Annotated in this window: 16 protein-coding genes; 3 read left to right on the top strand and 13 right to left on the bottom strand. The window is 64.9% G+C overall.

From position 1 onward, the window contains the following. Positions 1 to 47: 47 nt before the first annotated feature. The 7 genes from N511_RS0109115 to N511_RS0109085 all read right to left on the bottom strand — a co-directional run bounded on the left by N511_RS0109115 (position 48) and on the right by N511_RS0109085 (position 4,642). On the bottom strand, positions 48 to 518 hold the full coding sequence (locus N511_RS0109115; protein ID WP_027679013.1) for a DoxX family protein: 471 nt from the start codon (positions 516 to 518) through the stop codon (positions 48 to 50). Further along, on the bottom strand, positions 515 to 1,273 hold the full coding sequence (locus tag N511_RS0109110; RefSeq protein ID WP_027679012.1) for an HvfC/BufC N-terminal domain-containing protein: 759 nt from the start codon (positions 1,271 to 1,273) through the stop codon (positions 515 to 517). Before N511_RS0109110 ends, N511_RS0109115 begins: the two co-directional genes overlap by 4 nt. After that, positions 1,260 to 2,129 (bottom strand): MNIO family bufferin maturase, encoded by an 870-nt coding sequence (gene bufB, locus N511_RS0109105; protein WP_027679011.1) that lies wholly within the window; start codon positions 2,127 to 2,129, stop codon positions 1,260 to 1,262. Before bufB ends, N511_RS0109110 begins: the two co-directional genes overlap by 14 nt. 22 nt (positions 2,130 to 2,151) lie before the next feature. Further along, the gene (locus N511_RS0109100; protein WP_027679010.1) at positions 2,152 to 2,418 is read right to left on the bottom strand and encodes a BufA1 family periplasmic bufferin-type metallophore; all 267 of its coding nucleotides are present in this window, start codon (positions 2,416 to 2,418) and stop codon (positions 2,152 to 2,154) included. Positions 2,419 to 2,660: 242 nt separating this feature from the next. Then, positions 2,661 to 3,191, bottom strand: coding sequence for a hypothetical protein (locus tag N511_RS0109095; protein ID WP_027679009.1), 531 nt, complete (start codon positions 3,189 to 3,191; stop codon positions 2,661 to 2,663). A gap of 122 nt (positions 3,192 to 3,313) precedes the next feature. After that, positions 3,314 to 3,583, bottom strand: coding sequence for an H-NS family nucleoid-associated regulatory protein (locus N511_RS0109090; RefSeq protein WP_027679008.1), 270 nt, complete (start codon positions 3,581 to 3,583; stop codon positions 3,314 to 3,316). 156 nt (positions 3,584 to 3,739) lie between these two features. Next, positions 3,740 to 4,642, bottom strand: a complete 903-nt coding sequence (locus tag N511_RS0109085) for a DMT family transporter (RefSeq protein WP_027679007.1) — start codon at positions 4,640 to 4,642, stop codon at positions 3,740 to 3,742. Positions 4,643 to 4,776: 134 nt separating this feature from the next. Here N511_RS0109085 and N511_RS0109080 point away from each other — a divergent pair, with 134 nt between their 5' ends. Continuing rightward, entirely contained in the window at positions 4,777 to 5,229 is a 453-nt protein-coding gene (locus N511_RS0109080) for an Lrp/AsnC family transcriptional regulator (RefSeq protein WP_027679006.1), read from the top strand. Positions 5,230 to 5,240: 11 nt separating this feature from the next. Here N511_RS0109080 and N511_RS0109075 read toward each other — a convergent pair whose 3' ends face one another. Then, positions 5,241 to 6,419 (bottom strand): cystathionine beta-lyase, encoded by a 1,179-nt coding sequence (locus N511_RS0109075; RefSeq protein ID WP_027679005.1) that lies wholly within the window; start codon positions 6,417 to 6,419, stop codon positions 5,241 to 5,243. 110 nt (positions 6,420 to 6,529) lie between these two features. Here N511_RS0109075 and N511_RS0109070 point away from each other — a divergent pair, with 110 nt between their 5' ends. Further along, complete coding sequence (locus N511_RS0109070) at positions 6,530 to 7,006, top strand: Lrp/AsnC family transcriptional regulator (protein WP_027679004.1); 477 nt, start codon at positions 6,530 to 6,532, stop codon at positions 7,004 to 7,006. 144 nt (positions 7,007 to 7,150) lie between these two features. Beyond that, entirely contained in the window at positions 7,151 to 8,881 is a 1,731-nt protein-coding gene (gene ggt, locus N511_RS0109065) for a gamma-glutamyltransferase (RefSeq protein WP_027679003.1), read from the top strand. 80 nt (positions 8,882 to 8,961) lie between these two features. Here ggt and N511_RS0109060 read toward each other — a convergent pair whose 3' ends face one another. The 5 genes from N511_RS0109060 to N511_RS0109040 all read right to left on the bottom strand — a co-directional run bounded on the left by N511_RS0109060 (position 8,962) and on the right by N511_RS0109040 (position 14,547). After that, entirely contained in the window at positions 8,962 to 10,035 is a 1,074-nt protein-coding gene (locus N511_RS0109060) for a 4-hydroxyphenylpyruvate dioxygenase family protein (RefSeq protein ID WP_027679002.1), read from the bottom strand. An 81-nt stretch (positions 10,036 to 10,116) separates the two neighbouring features. Further along, positions 10,117 to 11,307: an MFS transporter gene (locus tag N511_RS0109055; RefSeq protein ID WP_027679001.1), complete on the bottom strand. Its 1,191-nt coding sequence runs from the start codon at positions 11,305 to 11,307 to the stop codon at positions 10,117 to 10,119. A 4-nt stretch (positions 11,308 to 11,311) separates the two neighbouring features. Beyond that, positions 11,312 to 12,145, bottom strand: a complete 834-nt coding sequence (locus N511_RS0109050) for a shikimate dehydrogenase family protein (RefSeq protein ID WP_027679000.1) — start codon at positions 12,143 to 12,145, stop codon at positions 11,312 to 11,314. Positions 12,146 to 12,164: 19 nt separating this feature from the next. After that, positions 12,165 to 13,550, bottom strand: a complete 1,386-nt coding sequence (locus N511_RS0109045) for an MFS transporter (protein ID WP_027678999.1) — start codon at positions 13,548 to 13,550, stop codon at positions 12,165 to 12,167. A gap of 229 nt (positions 13,551 to 13,779) precedes the next feature. After that, positions 13,780 to 14,547, bottom strand: a complete 768-nt coding sequence (locus N511_RS0109040; protein WP_027678998.1) for an IclR family transcriptional regulator domain-containing protein — start codon at positions 14,545 to 14,547, stop codon at positions 13,780 to 13,782. Positions 14,548 to 14,641 lie beyond the last annotated feature (94 nt).

Genomic DNA, 14,641 nt, shown 5'->3' with positions numbered 1-14,641 from the left:
AGAGGGCGACAAGCCAACATCATAAGCCCGCCGCCCACCCAATCTGCTTAACGCGTGCGGCGCTGCCAGAGCGTCTGCGCCGCCAGCCAACCCGGTCCCACCGTTGCCACGAGCGCAATCAGCACGCCCCACACAAAATGAAATTCGATGGCCGATGCCGACAGATTGGCCCAGTACGACACCGCCGCCACCACGTTGACGAAGAACAGCCCGGCAGCCGCCAGCCGCGGCACGATGCCGGCCAGCATCAGAGAAGGGAAAACCAGTTCGCCGAACGTGCCGAGCGCTGCTGCCAGTGCGGGCGGCAACAGCGGCACTTTGTATTCCTCGGTGAAGAGCAGCACCGTGGTGTCCCAGTCGTGCAGCTTGGTCAGGCCGGAGCGGAAGAACACGTAAAAGAGATACGCACGCGCGATCAACAGGATGACCGAACACAGCGTGCTTTGCGGACCGGCAAGCCGATCGAACGACGCGCGCAGGCGCGTAAGCGGGGCAAACGTCGTGGTGAGGGTGTTCATGGCGTGTCTCCAGTAGACGAGGTTGTTGAGCAGGCAGACAGTGCGAGCAGCCCCGAGCGATAGAGGCCGGACAGGCATGCAGTCAGATCAAAATCCGGCCGCTCGGCCAACGTGGTTTCGAGCGCGGCCTGAAGCGAGGTCTCCGCTTCGCAAGCGGCGAGGAACGTAGCGCTCGGGGGATCGAGATCGAGCACGGCAACGCGATGCCCGCGCACGGCAATCGCTGCGGCTTCGCCCACCCCAAGGTCGATTTGATTGAACCCGATGGATTCGCCCGGCTGGTGGGCGCGCCAAATCGACACCACGGGCCACTGCGACGCCACCCACTGCACCCCCTCGACCAGCCCAGCGCGGATGGTGTCTGCCGGCTGCGCGAGCAGCGTGGCGTCCGCAGCTTCAACGTGCGCGTCCGGGGCGTAATGCGCCCAATGCACGCACCATTCCAGGCGCGCGACATCGGCCAGATAGGGCACGCTGTGCGCCAACGGCGATTGCGCAATGACGGCCGGCAGCGCATTTCCGTAGCGATGCAGGTTCGGTGATGTGGAGGCCTGCACGGCAAGCGTGTCGCGCACGAGCGCATCAAAGCAGTCCTCGCCGACGAGCGCGCAGCAGACGGGGTAGGCCCCCGCCAGCGCGTTGCGCAGAATGGCCAGACGCGCGTTGCGGTAGATGGCGATGCCGCGTGTTTCTTCGTTGGTTGCAGGGTCCGTCAGCGCGCCGATGAGGTGCGCTTCCCAGTCAGGCAGTCGCATGGCGTGGCTCCTGCATGACGGCGTTGGCGTGGCGATCGAGCGTCGCCTGGGCGCGTGCCACTTCGCCGAGCAACATCTCCACGGGCGGCAGTTCAGCGTCCCATTCGATCAGCGTCGGGCGCAGGCCGTGCTTGGCAATCCACGCGTCGTACAACGCCCAGACGGGCGCATGGACGGGCGCGCTATGCGTGTCGATCAGCATGCCGTCTTCCGCACTGAAGCCCGCCAGGTGAATCTCGCCGACCAGCGTTGGGTCGATATCGGCGAGCACCGATTCGACGGTCACGCCGTGGTTGACGCTGTTGACGTACAGATTGTTCAAGTCCAGCAAGATGCCGCAGCCCGTGCGCCGGGCGAGGGCGGTCAGGAATGCACCTTCGGAGACGGCGTCGTCGGCATCGATCAGCGTGCGGCAGTCGATGTACGCGGCAATGTTCTCGATCAGCAGCGGCCGCTTGAGGATGTCCTGTGCGCGCATGACGTTGGCGCAGACGATCTCAAGCGATTCGCGGGAATAGGGCAGGGGCAGCAGATCGTTGACGACCTGTGCGCTGCTGCGGTTGAAGCACAGGTGCTCGGAAATCGCGGCAGGCGCAACGGCGTCCGCCAGGGCAGCGATGGCGCGAACGTGTTCGACGTCCAGCCCATCTGCGTTGCCGAGCCCCATGCCCACGCCGTGCAGGCTCACCGGCTGGCGCTCTCGCGCGGCTAGCAGCGCTGCACGTGCGGGGCCGCCATACAGATAGTTCTCGCTGTGCACTTCCGCCCACGGGAAGCGGGCTTCCCCGCGCAGCAGGGCGGGAAAGTGCGGCGCGCGCAGGCCTGCGCCGGCGCAGGTTGGCAGAGCAGTCTGCATGGCGGTCACCCGGCGTCGCGCGTTACTTGGACGCAGGCTGCATCGTGCCGCCCATCTGCGCGCAGGTGCCGGCCGGCACGTACTTCCACGACATCGGGTCTTTGTCGATCTTCGACTGGCCTGCGCAGGCGTGGGCGCTGCCGGGGCTGGCGCAATCGTTCTGGCCGGCCTTGGCGACGCCGTAGCACTTTTCCTTGCCGGCAGCGTCGGCGGCCTGCACCGGCGTCGACAGTGCGCCCAGCGCGAGCAGGCTACCCAGGGCGGCGGCGATCATGGCGTGTTGTTTCATGGGTGTTCTCCTTGATTGAACAGGTGTCGTTGAACGGCTGGCAGGGCGAAATCCCTCGCCGTACGGTGCACTGCGGCATCGCGCAGATGTGTTCCGTGCACCTTCGTCGGTGCATGACAGCGTTCCTGACACGGAGAACAGAAATTTTTTTGAGTTTTTTTTGGGGAGGGCAAAGAAGGCGAGACAAACCGCCAAAAAAAAGGCGACCCCAACGGGCCGCCTTCAGGCTGGACAGGAAAAATTTACCGGGCGTGCGCAGCGCGTGTGCGTGCCGCCTTCTTTGCGGCAGCGGAACGGCCGGCTGCGCCCTTGGTGGCGGCGCCCTTCTTGGCCGCCGCCGAGCGCTCGCTGCTCGACCGCTTCGAAGCCGCGCTATGCGCCTGCTTGGACAACGACGACTTGGATGCCGCCGAATGGCCTTCCTTCTTCAGCGTGCGTGTCGTGGTCTTGCTGCGCTTGGCCGTGGATTCCTTGCTCGCACTGGCGTGGCTGCTCTTCTTGCCGCCAGTCTTGCTGCCGGCCTTGACGTCGTGTTCTGCCTTCTTGCGGGTGGCGGCTGACGCCTTGCCTTCCCCAGGCGGCTTGACGGCAACGCCAGAGCGGCGCGCCTTGGACAGTCCAATCGCAATGGCCTGCTTGGTGTTTTTCGCACCGTGCTTGCCTTCGCGGATGTGATCCATCTCTTCCTTCACGAAGTTGCCTGCCTGCGTCGAGGCGGCCTTGCCGTGGCGCTTGTCGGCGCGCGCACGTTCTACGGTCTTGCGTTCCGGCATGATGACGTCCTCCGTTGGGTTGGAGCGCCGGCCGGCAATGCAGTGGAACAACTCACAGATCAATGAACCGGCAGCGCTTACGCCAACAACCACGCAACCGGCGTACCTGCGCTGTCTGCGTGTCAGCCCACGCGGAAATGCTCGATGCTCTGTCCGGCGTTGACGGCGCGTTGCAGCCAGTCCGGCATGTCGCCCGAGCCGTCCCAGTGCTGGCCGTCTGCGCTCATGTAGACGGGGCCGATGGGCGCGGGCGGTGCGGGCGGCGGCGGTGGCGCGTCAAAGCAGCCATGCGCCTGCAGGTCTTCGACAGACAGGCCGTACATCTGCATCTGTTCCAGGATCCAGGCGATCGCGGTGTCGCGACCCGGCTCCGGCGGGTGACCTTCCTTCATCTTGTACGTATCTTTGGGGTTTCTGTCCGCTGGCTGCCAAAGGGAGAGAGAGGCAGGCGCAGGGCGCGCCGGGCGCCAGCGGAAAACGCACAAGAATAACAGCAGTTGGGCCGCCCATTCGTGCTGCCGGTGGGGCGGCCTATTGCGCGTATTGCGTTATTTGGAAACGGCGGATTCGCTCCGCGCGCGCAGCCACCGATATGGTGACCACCCCAGATTCATGCCGGCCGCCGCCAGCAGGATCGCCGCCGCGCCCAGAAATTGCGCCAGTTGCAATCGATGTCCGAACGCAACAATGTCCACGGCGATCGCAACGATCGGATAAATGAACGACAGCGACCCCGTCAGATGCGTCGGCAGCCGCTGGATGGCGCCATAGAGCAGGATGTACATCAACCCGGTGTGCACCACGCCCACCGTGACGAGCATCACCCACGCATGGGCATCGGCTGGCGGATGCGACAGATTGGCCAGCGGCGCTAGCATCAGCACGCCGACGCACACCTGGATGAGCGCGATCAGATGCGGTGGCGTTCCGGCCAGCTTCTTGATCAGCAGCGCGGCCACCGCGTAGGCAAACGCCGCGCCCAGCGCCATCGCTATGCCCGTCAGGTAATCGGTCCCAGCGCTGGCGGCAGGCCCCACCTGCACGATCAGCACCACGCCGATGAAGGCGAGGGCCAGCCACGTGAGCTTGGCCGCCGTCAGCTTTTCCGACAAGAACAGCGCGCCCAGCCCGACCAGCATGAAAGGCTGCGTGTTGTAGACCGCCGTGGCAATCGAGATGGACGCGCGCGGATACGCTGCAAACAACAGCAGCCAGTTGATGACGATGGCCACGCCGCCCAGCGCGGCAATGCCGGCGCGCCGCCACGTGATCGCGCCGCGCAGCAGCCCAAGCCCTGCGCATACCACCAGCAGCGTCAGCGCCCCGAACACGCAGCGCCAGAACACAACATCGGCCACGGGCTGGCCGGAGCGGACGACAAACCAGCCGATCGTCCCGGAGATAATCATGGCGGCGGTCATCTCGACCGTGCCGCGCGTCTTATCGTTCATGCGAACCACCTTGAGCTTTGGATGCAAGAAGGATCGCATGCGGATGGCCTGACTTCCATTGCTTTTCTAAGGCAAAATCCACGTTACTTCTCATGAAATAAGGCAAAACGCCAGAACGGACCACGGAAGGAAAAATGAACGTGATCGACGCCCTGGACCAACGCATTCTTGACGTCCTGCTGACCGATTCCCGCATCTCGCTCAAGCAGCTGGCCGAGCAGGTGGGGCTGTCGTCCCCGAGCGTGTCGGAGCGCCTGCGCCGGCTGGAAGAGCGCGGCGTGATCCGCAATTACACCGTCGACATCGACCCGGCGGCACTGGGCTACACGCTGCAGGCCATCGTGCGCGTGCGGCCCATGCCGGGCAAGCTGCATATCGTGCAGCAGCTGATCGAAGAGATTCCGGAGATCGGCGAATGCGACAAGGTCACCGGCGAGGATTGCTTCATCGCCCGCCTGTATGTGCGCTCGATCGATCAGCTCGATGAGATTCTCGATCGCGTGGCCTATCACGCTGAAACCAATACCGCCATCGTCAAGGCGCAAACGGTGAAGCGGCGCGCGCCGCCGTTTGCCCCCGCTGACTGACGTGCCGGCCGTTATGCGGCGACAGCGGGCTCCTGGATGGCTGCACGAGCCATGGCCTGCCGCAGATCGGCAATCAGGTCTTCCGGTGCTTCCAGCCCGACATTGAGCCGCACCAGACGGCCGTGGTAGTGGCGATTCGGCCGCGCCAGATCCGGATAAGGCATCACCAGGCTGCTCGTGCCGCCCCAGCTCATGCCGATCCGGAACATGTGCAGCGCATCGATGAACGCGTTGACCTGCTCGGCCGAGACGCTTTCCTGGAATACCACCGAAAACACGCTCGTTGCGCCGGTAAAGTCGCGCTTCCAGAGTTCATGGCCCGGACATGACGGCAGCGCTGGATGCAGCACGGTGGCAATGCAATCCTGCAGATGGAGCCAGCGCGCCACCGCCAGCGTGGAGGCTTGCAGGCGCTCCAGCCGCAGCCCCAGCGTTTGCAGGCCCCGCAGCGCGAGGCTGCAATCGTCGGGCGAGGCGCCCATGCCCAGGTCGGCAAACGCGCTGCCCACGCGCTCGAACATCGCTTCGGAGTTGACCGAGACGGAGCCGAGCAACAGGTCGCTGTGGCCGCCCACGTACTTTGTCAGCGCCTGCACGCTGATATCCACGCCGTGCGCGAAGGCATCGAAATACACGCCCGCCGCATAGGTGTTGTCCAGCGCCACCGGCACGCCGCGCGCGTGCGCCGCGGCCACGATGGCCGGCACGTCCTGGATTTCCATCGTGACCGAGCCGGGGCTTTCGGTCCACACCAGCGCGGTATTTGGGCGGATGCGCCCCGCGATGCCCGCGCCGATGAGCGGGTCGTAGGTTTCGACTTCGATGCCCATGCGTTTGAGCAGGCCCTCCGCCATGCTCCGATTGGGCCCGTACGCGCTGAACGGCACCAGCGCGTGGCTGCCCGCACCGCAGCAGGCCAGGTAGACCAGCGCGATGGCAGCCTGCCCGCCGGGGACGATAAAGCTGTGGCGTGCACGCTCCAGTTGCGCAATCCGCGCGCCGAGTTCGATGGCCGTCGGCGTGCCGTACAGGCCGTAGGTATAGCCGTGCTGCGCATGGCGCCAGTTGTCCACCACCTGCGCCGCGTTGTCGAACAGCACGGTTGAACCGCGGTAGACGGGTGTCACCAATGAACGAAAGCCGCCAGGGGCAAGTGTTTCCGGGCTGACGAGCTGGGATTGCCAATGCATTGGATGGCCTCTGCGAACGAAATGATGACGAAATCCTATGTCACGTCGGCAGAGCAATTTCCGCTATTCTGCCCAGCCAGACGCAAAAATTTCTCGCCAAAAGCCCGGCCATGGCCCCTCAGAAATCGCTCGAACTCGACGCCTTCGACATCGCCATCCTCAATGCTGTGCAGCGGTGCTACACCACGCCGCTGCGCGTGATCGGGGAGGAGGTCAATCTATCGACCGCCGCCGTGCAGCGGCGCATCAAGCGGATGGAGGAGGCGGGCATCATCGTCGGCAACGTGGCGGTGGTCGACCCCGAGCGGGTGGGCAAACCCATCACCGTGATCGTTGAGGTGCATGCCGAGCGCACCAATACCGCGGCGATGGCTGCGCTCAAGAAGGCACTCTCGGGCCCCGAGGTGCAGCAGTGCTATTACGTGACGGGCGAAGCCGATTTCGTCCTCATCCTGAACGTCGCCACGATGACCGAGTACGAAGCCCTCGCGCGACGCCTGTTCGACGACAACGACAACATCAAGTGGTACCACACGGCCGTGGTGCTCAATCGGGTGAAGGTCGGCCTCGAAGTGCCGCTGCGCTAGCGACGCGTGCCGTTCCACCGCCGGCGCAATGCGTCAATACGGGGATGAGGCTATAGTGCCGCAGCGCTGTGCCTGATAAGGTTCGCGCGCCATAACACGTACGCTGGCACGACCGGCGTCCATGAAGGTACCAAAGGAGCTTCTATGCAGAATCCCAGAACAGGCATGCGGTGGATCGCCGCCGCAATCGCATCGATCAGCATCACGACCGTCGCACACGCGGCGTCCGTCGCCCCCGTGGCCGCAGAGAACGGCATGGTCGTCTCGGCACAGCACCTGGCCAGCAAGGTTGGCGTGGAAGTGCTCAAGCGCGGCGGTAACGCGGTCGACGCTGCCGTGGCCGTGGGCTACGCCCTGGCGGTGGTCTATCCGGCTGCCGGCAACCTCGGTGGCGGCGGTTTCATGACCATCCAGCTGGCCGATGGCCGCAAGACCTTCCTCGACTTCCGTGAAGTCGCCCCGAAGGCCGCCACCGCCAACATGTACCTGGACAAGGACGGCAACGTCATCAAGGGCGCGTCCACCAAGGGCCATCTGGCCGTGGGCGTGCCGGGCACCGTGTCCGGCATGGAGTACGCCCGCCAGAAGTACGGCACCATGCAACGCGCTGCACTGATCGCGCCGTCCATCGCGCTGGCCGAGAAGGGTTTCACCCTCGATCAGGGCGACGTCGACATGCTGCACACCTCAACCAAGGACTTTCAGGAAGACGCCGCATCGGGCGCGATCTTCCTGAACAAGGGCCAGCCGTTCCAGGTGGGCGAGAAGCTCGTCCAGCGCGACCTGGCCAAGACGCTGCGCGAGATCAGCAACAAGGGCACCGACGGCTTCTACAAGGGCTGGGTCGGGCAGGCCATTGCTGCATCGAGCAAGGCCGGTGGTGGCCTCATCACGCAAGAAGACCTCGTCAGCTACAAGACGCGCGAACTGGCGCCGGTCGAGTGCGACTACCGCGGCTATCACGTGGTGTCGGCACCGCCTCCGAGTTCGGGCGGCGTGATCATCTGCGAAATGCTCAATATCCTGGAAGGCTATCCGCTCAAGGACCTGGGCTGGCATTCCGCGCAGGCGACGCATTACCAGATCGAAGCCATGCGCCACGCCTATGTGGACCGCAACAGCTACCTGGGCGATCCGGACTTCGTGAAGAACCCGCTGGACCGCCTGCTGAGCAAGGACTACGCAGCCAAGATCCGTGCCGTGATCGACCCGAAGAAGGCGGGCGTGTCGAAGGACATCAAGCCGGGCGTCGAGCCGCATGAGGGCAGCAACACGACGCACTACTCGATTGCCGACAAGTACGGCAACGCGGTGTCGGTCACGTACACGCTCAACGACTGGTTTGGTGCGAAGGTCACGGCCGCCAAGACGGGCGTGATCCTGAACGACGAGATGGACGACTTCACTGCCAAGGTCGGCGTGCCGAACCTGTACGGCCTGGTGCAGGGTGAAGCCAACTCGATCGCCCCGGGCAAGCGTCCGCTGTCGTCGATGAGCCCGACCATCGTCACCAAGGACGGCAAGCCCGTCATGGTGGTGGGCACGCCGGGCGGCAGCCGCATCATCACGGCCGTCATGCTGACCATGATCAACGCGATCGACTACGGCATGAACGTGCAGGAAGCCGTCGACATGCCGCGCTTCCATCAGCAATGGCTGCCGGATGTGACCAATGTCGAGCCGTATGCCCTGTCGGACGATACGCGCAAGATCCTGACGTCGATGGGTCACAACCTGGGTGCGCCGCAGCCGGCCAACCATCTGGCGGCGATCATTGTCGGTGCGCCGTCGCTGGGCGGCAAGCCGGTCGGCAACAACCGCTTCTATGGCGCAAATGACCCGCGTCGCAACACGGGGCTGGCAGCTGGTTATTGATCGGCATCGCAGCACCCGCAGTACGAAAAAAAGCCCGCCGAAACTTGGCGGGCTTTTTGTTTGCGACGTTTCCCCCGGGGTCAGGCCGCCGCAGTCAACACCGGCAGATTGCCCTCGCCAAAGCCGTGGTGTCCGCGGCGCTGCACGATCTCGAAGAAGATCTCGCCCGGATGGCGCTTGATGAAGGTCTGCAGGAACAGTTTGGGCACGCCGTCGACGATCTCGCCGTCGACCAGGATGCCGTATCGGCGCAAGGCGTCCAGATCCAGTCCATGGCCGGGCAGTCGCGCGTCGACGGTGTCGTAGTAGTGCGCGGGTGGCTCGACGAAGGTGAGGCCGTTGGCGGCCAGTGCGGTCGCTGTGCGCAGGATGTCGTCGGTGGCCAGCGCGATGTGCTGCACGCCTTCGCCGGGGTGGTCGGGCAGGTAGGCGTGCATGAGGTGGGCGCGGTGCGTGCCTTCCTCATAGAGCGGGATGCGGATCATCCCGCACGACGAGACCATCACCCGTGAATCGGCCGCCACGTGCCAGTTGGCGTGCAGTTCGTGGATTTCGCTGAAGCCGAGCTGGTTGCGATAGAAATCGATCCAATCCTGCAGGCGGCCGGGGCCGACGGTTTGTGTCAGGTGGTCGACGCGGGCCAGTCCAACGCCGGCGTGGTGCCAGTCCTCATGCGCAGTCGCAGTGTCCAGCGGCCGGAAGTCGATGTCGTAGATGGAGATGTCGCCCAGGCCGCCGCGGGCACCGTGCTTGCCGCGCCAGCGGTCCACAAAGTGCAGGTGCGTATCGCCCACGCCCTGGATGGCCGGGATCACGAGTTCGCTCGGGCCGATCGGCTCTGCCTCTGCCGGCCAGGCGCCCAGTTCGACGGCGCGGTCGTAGGCGTGCTGGGCATCGTCGACGCGGATACCGATGGCGCAGATGCCCACGCCATATTCCTCGGCCCAGCGGTGTGCGAAGGAATCGGCTTCGGCGTTGACGAGGAAGTTCATGTCGCCTTGCCGGTACAGCGTGACGTCCTTGCTCACATGCCGCGCGATGGCCTTGAAGCCGAGGGATGCGAATACCTGGCCGAGCGCGGCCGGTGTTTGCGTAGCGAATTCGATGAACTCCAAGCCGGCGGTCTTGAATGGCAGGTCGGCGTTGCGGCTCATGGTGAAACTCCTGTGGCTGAAGCAAAGAATGAGGACACCGCATTGTGTACCACGCACGTGGCAATGCCCAACCGCCAGTCGCTAAGCGGCCGCCCTTTGTGGATTCGTCCGATGCTGCAGCTTTGGGAGCCAGAGGAACGCGATGGCCACCAGCGCGCCGCCCGCAAGCATCATCGGCGCCACCATGGGCCAGGCGCCCAGGCTGTGCGATGCGTCGTCAAAGGCCGCTGCGGTCTGCCCCAGGCAGAAGGCCGCCAGCATCATGATGAAACCCGACCATGACACCGCGCGCCCGGCAAGATGCGGCAGCTCGCCCACTGCGCCTGCCTGGCCGCAAGGCTGGTGGATGCCGTGGCCCATGCAATAGACGGCGTGCCCGAGCAGCAGCGGCCACGCGTGCCCGGGAAGCACCCAGCAGCCCAAGCCCTGGATGCCCGCGCCGACCAGGCTGAGCGTGGCGCCTTGCTGCACCGTCCGCACAAGGCTTTGGCGACGCAGCAGGCGCCGGCAACCGGTCGTGCTGAGGATATAGACGAGCGAGCCGCCGGCCGGTATCCAGCCATACAGCTCGGGCGACAGGCCGAGGTAGGCGATGTAGACCATCGGCGAGAGCAGCAGGAAGCAGAAGATGCCGGCATAGGTCGAGGCCGCGAGCAGTCCCCAGGCGCGAAAATCCGCGCTGGAAAAAATCTCGCGCACGCCGCCTGCCTCGCTGCCGGTCTCCCGCCGGGTTTCGGCAAAGCCGTACCAGCACATCGCCCATAGCACGATTGCATAAAGGCTCATGCCCGCCAGCACCCAGCGCCAACCCGCGTGCTGCGCGACAAAGGCCCCGAGAACCGGGGCCACCAACGCCACGAAGCCCAATCCGGTAAGCCCCCGCGCCAAGACGTGCGGCCCCTCGCGTGCCGGATGCAGATCGCGTACGGCAGCGCGTGCGCACACCAGGATGGCCGCCATCGAGAAACCCTGCAGGGCGCGTGCCGCAGTCAGCATGAAAGCGGTTGTTGCCAGTGCGCCTGCCAGCGCCGCTGCGGCGTAGCACGCAAGCCCGATCAGCAGCACCTGACGCCGGCCAAACCGGTCAGCCAGGCTGCCCATCGGCAACTGCCCAATGCCAAAGGCCAGCGCGAAGACCGTGAGGCTCGTGCTGGCCGATCCCAGTGTCTGGGCGATGGCGGGCAGGGTGGGGAGGTAACTGTCGGTCGCGACCGGCTGTGCCGATAGCAGCAACGGCAGCAGCAGGGCAAAGCTCAAAGGGCGACGCGTCATCGGGTCAATAGGCGATGGCGGCGCTGCGCCGCAGCTCATCTGCGGTGGCGGTGCCGAAGCCGAAGAACTCCAGATACGCGGGAATCATCTCGAACAGCATGTCGGTGCCGACCTGGACGTCGCAACCCTTGTCGAGCGCCGCACGCAGCAGCGGCGTGTATTCGGATTTCATGACGACCTCGCCGACAAAGCAGCTCGGCGCGATGCGGGCCACGTCGAAGGGCAGCGGATCGTCTTCCTTCATGCCGACCGGCGTGGCGTTGACGACCACATCGAAGCCATCCGGGTCATTCGAACCGGTGCGCACCACCAGCGCGGGGTAATGCTCCCGCAGACGCCGGCCCAGCGATTCGGCCGATTCTGCGCGCGTGTCGTACAAGGCAAGCTCGCCGACACCCGCAGCCGCGAGCGACGCCGCAATCGCCGAGCCGACACCGCCGGCCCCCGAAAGCAGTACACGCGCGCCTTCCAGCTGACGCCCCTTGCGCTGCACGCCGCGCACGAAGCCGGCACCGTCGAACTGGTCGCCCAGCAACGTGCCGTCATCGCGCTTGAGGACCGCATTGCAGGCGCCGGCAATCCGCACCGCCGGTGTGACTTCATCGACCAGATCCACCGTCGTCACCTTGTGCGGCATGGTGATCAGCGCGCCGCGCAGGTTGGTGAAACGGCAGATCGATTCGAAGCTCTGCGCGTAGTCCTCCGCCTTGACCCCCATCGGCACCACAACGGCGTCGATGCCTTTCTGGTCGAACCAGGGGTTGTAAATCATCGGCGACTTGAACGTCTCGGTCGGGTAGCCGATGTGGGCGATGAGGGTGGTTTTTCCAGAAATCATGGTTCAGGGAAGGCGTGTTTCAGGCGACGAGGGCTCCGGCCCGTTGGCGGGCGTATTCTGCCTTGTCGACGGGTTGGGCGGCGGGCTGGCCCAGGTCATCCATGTGGATGCGGTAGGTCTCGCGTGCGCTCATGGCGGCTGCGGCGGCAACCACGGTCACGCCAAAGGCAATGGCGCCCACGGTCAGCCAGATGTTGGTGGAACCCGGCGGCGCGACGGCGGTAAAGATGGCCGGCAGCATGGCGGTGATGGCGGTGCCGATGTTCTGCGAAATCGCCATCGCCGACACACGGGTGCGCGTCGGGAACAGCTCCGGATAGAAGCTCGGGAACACCGCGTTATAGCCCTGGTACACCACGCCCCACATCAGAATCGACATGGCAAATGCGAGCGGCACGTTCTTGATGCTGATGGCGTACAGATAGGCGAACGCGAGCAGCCCGGCGAGCAGCGAACCGATCACGATGGGCGGCTTGCGGCCGACGCGGTCGGACAGATCGCCGACATACGGGATGATCAGCACGGCAACGATGTTGCCCACCACCGGAATCCAGAGGTAGATGTCTTTGGCGAAACCGATGCCGTAAGCCGGCTGCACCGCATAGGCCGCGCCGAAGATGGTCGCCACCACGGGAATGACGTTCATCAGGGCCATGCAGACCACGCGCAGCATGTTGGGCGTGCTGTGTTTGAAGGCGTCAAGCACCGGCGAACGCGGGCGCGCCTGCTGCTCTTTTTCTGCCGTGAAGGCCGGCGTCTCATGCACCTCGCGGCGGATCACGTAGCCCGCGATGATGACCACGAAACTCAGCAGGAACGGAATGCGCCAGCCCCAGGTGTTGAACTGTTCGGCGGGCATGTAGTGCGCCAGCGGCAGGAACACGGCGGCCGCCAGGATCTGCCCGGCCTGCACGCCCTGCAGCGTAAAGCTCGCAAAGAACCCGCGCCGGCCAAACGGTGCATGCTCCAGGATCATCGAGCTGGCCCCGGAAATTTCACCGGCCACGGCAAAGCCCTGGATCAGCCGCATGATGACCAGAAGCGTTGGCGCCCACAGCCCAACCTGGTCGTAGGTCGGCAGCAGGCCCACGGCAATGGTCGAAAAGCCCATCAGGAACATGCACCAGAGCAGCACGTTCTTGCGCCCGTGCGTGTCGCCCATGTGGCCCAGCACGAATGCACCGATCGGCCGCGCGATGTAACCCACGCCGTACGTGGCCAGCGAGGCGATGATGGCCGTCTTGGGGTCGCCCTTGGGGAAGAAAATCTGCGGAAAGATCAGCGCCGCTGCGGTGGCGTAGATAAAGAAATCGTAGTACTCGAGCGCCGAGCCGATCCAGCCGCTGGCGGCAGCTTTCTTCGACTGGTGCTTGCCCAAAGGCTCGTAGGCAGGGGCTGCGGTCATGGTTGTCTCCGGTTTTATCTGTGCGGCCTGTCGTGCAATGGGTGCAATCAAGGGCCGTCTGTACACGCACCGCAGCGTAGTCCGCCGCCATGGCGGGGCACAAGCGACTGTCGGCTGAAAACGTTCGATAATCGCACAATATGGTGCGAATAACGTACGACTCAAGGGTTTCTCCGAGTCTGTCCGCCTGCCAGAGAAAGGGCGTTGTATGCGCGCGGCGCGTGTGGAACTACAGCACCCGCATGATTGAAAGCGCGGTGTCCTGCAGCACTTGCAGCACACGGTGCAAGGCCTGCTCGGAGGTCTCGTCGCCGACTTGCATGTTCACGCTCAACGCTGCAATCACGTTGCCGTGCCGGTCGCGCAACGGCACGGCCACGCCGCGTACGCCAATCTGCAACTGCTGCTCGACCACGGCGTAGTCCTGCCTGCCGGCTTTGCGGATTTCATCGAACAGACGGTCCCGCTGCAGGATCGTGTAGGGCGTATAGGGCGTCAGCACGCAGGTTTCCAGCCATGCCTTGACCTTCTGCTCGGGCTGCGCGGCCAGCATCATCACCCCCGCCGAGGCGAGCGGCGCCGGCACACGCGCGCCCAGCACGAACCCTGTGCTCATGACGCGGCTGGTGCTGGTGCGCGAGATGAAGACGAGTTCCCAGTCGTCCAGCACGCTGAGGTACGCCACCTCGCCAACGGCGGCCGTCACCTGCTGCAGGAAAGGCTGCACGGTGCGTGGCAGCCGGGCCGAATCAAAGTACGACCAGCCCACCTTCAGCACGCGCGGCGTCAGGCTGAAGAGCGTTCCTTCGCTGGTGAGGTAGCCCAGATGCTCGAGCGTCAGCAGGTAGCGGCGCGCGGCGGTGCGGGTCAGGCCCGTCAGCTCGGCGGCCTGGGTGGGCGTCAGCCGCGGGTGCTCGTGATCGAACGCCTCCAGGATCGCGAGCCCTTTCTCCAATCCGGCGATCCAGTCGCGCCGGTTCAGCGGTTCCTTCGTCATGGCGATAACCCTAAAAACGAGCGATATGTGCGCACGATTGTACGATGATCGCACGCTGTTGCGCGAATGCCGCTTGTGAGCGCGGGGTGTGCCC

Origin of the sequence: Ralstonia sp. UNC404CL21Col (assembly GCF_000620465.1) — a bacterium.
Taxonomy (GTDB): domain Bacteria; phylum Pseudomonadota; class Gammaproteobacteria; order Burkholderiales; family Burkholderiaceae; genus Ralstonia; species Ralstonia flatus.
The sequence above is the reverse complement of the archived record's forward strand: the minus strand, read 5'-3'. Positions and strand labels throughout refer to the sequence as shown.